At 41.3% G+C, this 5,410-nt stretch carries 6 protein-coding genes and 1 pseudogene; 5 read left to right on the forward strand and 2 right to left on the reverse strand.

The genetic code is table 11. The annotated features are described in order from the left end of the window. Window positions 1–96 precede the first annotated feature (96 nt). Both LI074_RS16545 and LI074_RS16550 read right to left on the reverse strand, forming a co-directional pair. A complete protein-coding gene (locus tag LI074_RS16545; protein ID WP_118631054.1) occupies window positions 97–393 on the reverse strand; it encodes a type II toxin-antitoxin system RelE/ParE family toxin in 297 nt (98 codons plus the stop codon). Then, window positions 390–776: an AbrB family transcriptional regulator gene (locus LI074_RS16550; RefSeq protein WP_044996646.1), complete on the reverse strand. Its 387-nt coding sequence runs from the start codon at window positions 774–776 to the stop codon at window positions 390–392. Before LI074_RS16550 ends, LI074_RS16545 begins: the two co-directional genes overlap by 4 nt. Window positions 777–1,103: 327 nt before the next feature. Between LI074_RS16550 and LI074_RS16555 the strand changes: the two genes are divergently transcribed. The 5 genes and pseudogenes from LI074_RS16555 (at window position 1,104) to LI074_RS16575 (ending at window position 5,270) form a co-directional block, all read left to right on the forward strand. Continuing rightward, entirely contained in the window at window positions 1,104–2,087 is a 984-nt protein-coding gene (locus LI074_RS16555; RefSeq protein WP_173679465.1) for a DUF3878 family protein, read from the forward strand. Between the two features lie 39 nt (window positions 2,088–2,126). Next, a complete protein-coding gene (locus LI074_RS16560; protein ID WP_173698433.1) occupies window positions 2,127–2,930 on the forward strand; it encodes an HD domain-containing protein in 804 nt (267 codons plus the stop codon). After that, entirely contained in the window at window positions 2,905–3,492 is a 588-nt protein-coding gene (locus LI074_RS16565) for a M48 family metallopeptidase (RefSeq protein WP_173698434.1), read from the forward strand. The genes LI074_RS16560 and LI074_RS16565 overlap by 26 nt, the downstream gene beginning before the upstream one ends. A gap of 75 nt (window positions 3,493–3,567) precedes the next feature. Continuing rightward, window positions 3,568–4,803: pseudogene (locus LI074_RS16570) on the forward strand (endonuclease Q family protein); the annotation flags it as partial. Window positions 4,804–4,814: 11 nt separating this feature from the next. Then, window positions 4,815–5,270 (forward strand): metallophosphoesterase family protein, encoded by a 456-nt coding sequence (locus tag LI074_RS16575; RefSeq protein WP_173698436.1) that lies wholly within the window; start codon window positions 4,815–4,817, stop codon window positions 5,268–5,270. The last annotated feature ends 140 nt before the right edge of the window (window positions 5,271–5,410 follow it).

Here is a 5,410-nt window from a genome sequence, read left to right on the forward strand (position 1 = left end):
ATACCCCCATATAGGACTTTTATATTTCATTGTCCTATATGAGGGTAGCATATCATCTGACTTCCGGGGATTGTCTTTTGATACAAATATGTACTGTTATATAGTGCGCATATAACGCTTTAACTCCTCGTAAAAATTTTCTCTGGTTCCTGCCATGATAACGATGATTATCAGATCATCAAGCTGTCTCACCCTATATGCCAGTTCATAATTAGTTTTATTATAATAAATGTCATAACCGTACATTCCTGCCAGATCACCTGTCTTTTCTTCGCCGATGGAATAATCTTCACATATCATTTCAATAGCTTCTTTGTACAGAGATTTCAGCTTTTTATCTTTAAGTTTTTTCAGAAATTTTGCTGCAGGTGGAAGGATCTGTACCTGTGTCATTTTTCATCCTCCGTTCCGAAAACATCCTCTAAGGAGTATCCTCCTGATTTAGATTCTGCGACCCGGTCTGCTTCGGCAAGCATTGCTTCAACTGCCGGACGGATTTTTCGCTGTGTCTGTTTAAATTTCTCAAGTAATTCTTCACCGCTATATCCCTGTCTGATCAGATCGGCAAGAATCTGTTCGGCAAATTCACCACTGGTATTTTCTTTAACGGGGCGTAAAACCAGTTCGTTTCCACGCATGATACATTCTGCTTCCGTATTAAAACCCAGAAGCGTAAAAAATTTCTGCGGGATAGTAATCTGGCGTTTAGATGAAATACTGACTTTTTTTGATTCCATGGATGCGCTGCCTTTCAATGGGATTGTTGCTGTTGCCATTCGTGTATGCCTCCTTCCTATTTTATGTTTGTTTATTCTGTAATATACATACTGCTTGGTTTCTTTGTTCTTTGTTATATTGTAAAATATTATGTTTGGGATGTCAATTACAGAGAAGTAAAATCAGTTTCTTTATTGAATAGAAAAATTTTTCTATTTGGCAGAAAATATGATTAGTGATATCATAAAAATATATCTGTAAAATTGTGCAAATGTATCCTGCTTCTGCATTGCGGTAATTCCATGAAACGATGCAATGGATTCTTTTATCAAGTGTGTTAAACAGAATCGGCGAAAGACATTGTACAGAAACAGCAGGAGTTAAGGATGGAAGATATAATGGAAGACAATTTTGAAAAATTAAATCTGCTTCTGGAGCAGGAACAGTGTGAATTTGTGGATATTCCAGATGGTTTTACCGGACAGACGGAGAGTGGAGAATTACGACTGATCTATCTGATGAATGATGCAGTGGAGAGTTTTCTGATTCTGAAAAATGCCAGGATGACGGGAAATTATGTCAGGGATTATGAAGGAGAGTTTGAGGGCTCTATAGAGAAAGCGGACAGGGATTTATGTGAGGCAGAGTATATTTTGGTGATTCATCAGGGGCAGAATGTGTTTACTGTATTCTTTGAAGATATTTTGCTGGAAACACAGTTGTATAATTATGGAGAGCTGGGACATTTCTGGGTGAAGGGCTATGAAAATCTCAGGGTAATGGAGTATCAGATTGCCATATTGCGTGATAAATATGAGTATCTGGGAGAAAAATATTGCACTGAGTATGAAGGAAAGCTGGCAATGCTGCGTGATTTCCCACCGTTAAATTATCTTTTTTATCCGGCAGTACCGGAGAAGTATATTGTTCCGGTGGACAATCCATGGGAGGTAACGGCGGAAGCACTGGCAGTTATGCAGGAACTGGCAACGGAAGCAGGAGATGAAAAACTGGGAAAAATGCTCAGGCGCTATGAAAAAAATTCGGATATATCAAATGCCAAAAAGATAGCCGGAATGCTTTGCAGGAGCAGTCATTTACCGGTGATTACTCTGCTGGGAGAAAAAATCAGGGAAGCAGCATCGGTCTATCCGGACAGAGATTTTGGCAGAAAACAGAATAAATATCTACATGAATTGATGGAAAAAGCTGAACGAAGAAAAGAAGAATTGGAAGCAGAGAATGTTCAGACTCTGATCTACAGAGAAGAACCTTTCATTTATGACTGTGATTCCATATCGTTTCAGGTATATCTTATGATTGTGAGAAAAGGTGTATGGAAGCAGAAAATAATGGTTGAGAAAATATAAAGTAGTCCGAACAGGAATAAAGAAGGGATTATAATAATAATGGATAAATTATTAGACTTAACAAGAGACTTTGATGCAGCGAAAGCTGCTTTTGAAGCATATCTGGATGAATATGACAGAGCAGATGATAAGATTCATCTGAAGATCGTACATACTTATGGAGTGGTTGATGCAGCAGAGGACATTGCCCGCCGTATGGGGCTGGGTGAGGAAGATGTACAGCTGGCGAAGGTAATCGGATTGCTCCATGATATTGGAAGATTTGAACAGATTAAACGATTTGACAGCTTTGAACCGGGAACCATGGAGCATGCAGTATATGGTGCACAGCTTCTGTTCGGACCGGAGAAAATGATCCGCAGATTTGTGAAGGATGACAGGTTTGACAGTTTGATCTGCACTGCGATTGAGAAGCACAGTGATTTCAAACTGGAAGGAATTACGGACGAGAGAACCCTGCTTCATGCAAAGTTAATCCGAGATGCAGACAAGCTGGATAATTGCAGGGTAAAGCTGGAAGAGTCAATGGAAACACTTCTGGGAGTGGATGAGAAGGGTGTTGGTGAAGGAGTAATCGCACCAAAGGTATGGGAGTCCTGTATGGCAAAGGAATCTGTATTATCTTCAGACAGAGTTTCAAAAGTGGACTACTGGATTTCCTATATTGCTCAGTATTATGACATCAATTTCCCGGAAACCTATGAGATCATGCGTGAACATGATTATGTGAAAAGGATCATGGACAGGGTTCCTTATGCATTGCCGGAAACACAGGAAAAGATGGATATTCTGGCAGCAGAGATGGGGGAATATATGGATGAGAGAATTCGAAACAGAAAATAATCAGGAGAAATTCACCTGCGGAGAATTTGAATATCAGGTCATAAGAAGTGCCAGAAAAACCATGACTCTGGAGGTACGCAGGGATGGAAATGTAATCGTTCGCGCACCTCTCCGTACAGGTCTGCCGAGGATCAAAAGATTTGTAAACCAGAAGCAGGAGTGGGTTCTGGGATGTCTGGAACGGACAAAAGAATACCGGGAACAGAAGCCGCTGAGCGCAGATCTGAGCGAATCGAAACGAAATGTCTATATACGAAAAGCAAAAGAAACGATTACCAAAAGAGTTTCTTATTTTGCCAGACTCATGAGCGTTTCTTACCGCAATATCACCATCAGAGAACAGAAAACAAGATGGGGAAGCTGCAGCAGTGAGAAGAATCTGAACTTTAACTGGAAACTGATACTGGCACCTCCGGAAGTGCTGGATTATGTAGTGGTACATGAACTCTGTCATCTGAAGGAAATGAATCATTCGAAGGCATTCTGGGACGAGGTCGGGAAAGTAATGCCGGAGTATGAGACGTACAAGTTGTGGCTGAAAGAAAACGGATGGAAGTTATAAATATATCTTTGGGTGTTGATATTTTATAACTTTTGAAAAAAATACTTTGAGGTGAATTTAAGGGGATAAATGTTAATGAAAATGATAGCTGATCTGCACATTCATTCCAGGTTTTCCATGGCGACAAGCAAAGAGGGCACGCCTGAAAATCTGGATTTCTGGGCGAGAAAGAAAGGAATTTCACTGATTGGAACAGGTGATTTCACGCATCCGGTATGGAGAGAAGAACTGAAGGAGAGACTTGTTTCAGAGGGAAACGGCCTGTATCGTCTCAGAGATGAATACGTAAAAGAAGAAAGCCGGAAGTTCCCGGGAGAAGGAACACGTTTTGTTGTCTCCGGGGAAATCAGTTCTATTTATAAGAAAAATGGAAAGACCAGAAAAGTACACAATGTAATCCTGCTTCCCAGTCTGGAGGCAGCAGATGCCATGGCACAGCGTCTGGAAAAAATCGGAAATATTCACTCAGATGGTCGTCCGATTCTTGGTCTGGACAGTCATGATCTTCTGGAAATGATGCTGGATGTATGCCCGGAAGGAATTCTGATTCCGGCTCATATCTGGACACCGCATTTCTCTGTATTAGGTGCGAAATCAGGATTTGATTCTGTAGAGGAATGTTTCGAGGAACTGGCACCGTATATACATGCACTGGAAACAGGGCTTTCCTCTGACCCGGCTATGAACTGGAGAATTTCCAAACTGGACCGCTATCAGCTTGTATCCAATTCAGATGCACATTCCCCGTCTAAGCTGGGGCGCGAGGCGAATCTGTTGGATATTGACTGTTCCTATGAAGGACTTTATCGGGCAATCCAGACTGGCGAAGGGCTGGAAGGAACAGTAGAATTTTTTCCTGAAGAGGGGAAATATCATTTCGATGGTCACAGAAAATGCGGTGTATCATTAAGCCCGGTGGAAGCAGAACGGCTTGGAGGAATCTGCCCTGTCTGCGGAAAGAAGCTGACCATGGGCGTAGATCACAGGGTAGAACAGCTTGCGGACAGAGCGGAAGGTTTTGTGAAGGAAGACGGTAAGAAATATGAAAGCCTTGTACCTTTGCCAGAAGTGATATCTGCATGTATGGGCTATTCCACTGCAAGTAAGAAAGTGCAGGGGTGTTTTGAACAGATGCTACAGACACTGGGAACAGAATTCGACATCCTGCGAAATGTACCTGCAGAAGACATTAAAACCTGCGCAGGAGAACGGCTTGCAGAAGGGATTGAGAATGTAAGAACCGGAAAAGTGAAAAGAATTCCGGGTTATGATGGTGAATATGGAAAAATACAACTGTTTGCAGAGAATGACGGGTAATATATATGAAGAAAATAGGAATTATTTCAGACACTCATGGCTTACTCAGGCCGGAAATTATTGAAATTTTAAAAGACTGCGACTGCATTATCCACGCAGGTGACGTAAACAAACCAGAAATCCTGGATACACTTCGTATGATGGGCTCCATCTATGTAGTCCGCGGAAACAACGATAAAGACTGGGCAGAGGGAATCGCGAAAACCTTATATTTCACCATAGAAGGCGTAAAATTTTTCATGACTCACAATAAAAAAGATGTGGACTGGGACTTAAAAGATACACAGATAGTAATCTTCGGACACACCCATAAATATTTCGAAAAAATAATAGACAACCGCCTATGGCTAAATCCGGGAAGTTGCGGCCCCAGACGCTTTGACCAGGAAATCACCATGACAGTAATGACAGCCGATAATGGAACTTATCAGTGGGAAAAGGTTGCCATGATTCCTGAATAATTGCGCGTCGCATTCTCGTTACTTTAGCCTGATGAGTTAGATGAGTTAGACGGCTTGAATGAAAAAGTAAATTCTACATTCTAATATACCTTGATTTTATGCGGGATTTAATTCTATTTTCGGAGATATACAACTTGATT

Source organism: Blautia sp. MSK18_10 (genome assembly GCF_020553185.1).
Taxonomy (GTDB): Bacteria; Bacillota; Clostridia; order Lachnospirales; family Lachnospiraceae; genus Blautia_A; species Blautia_A wexlerae.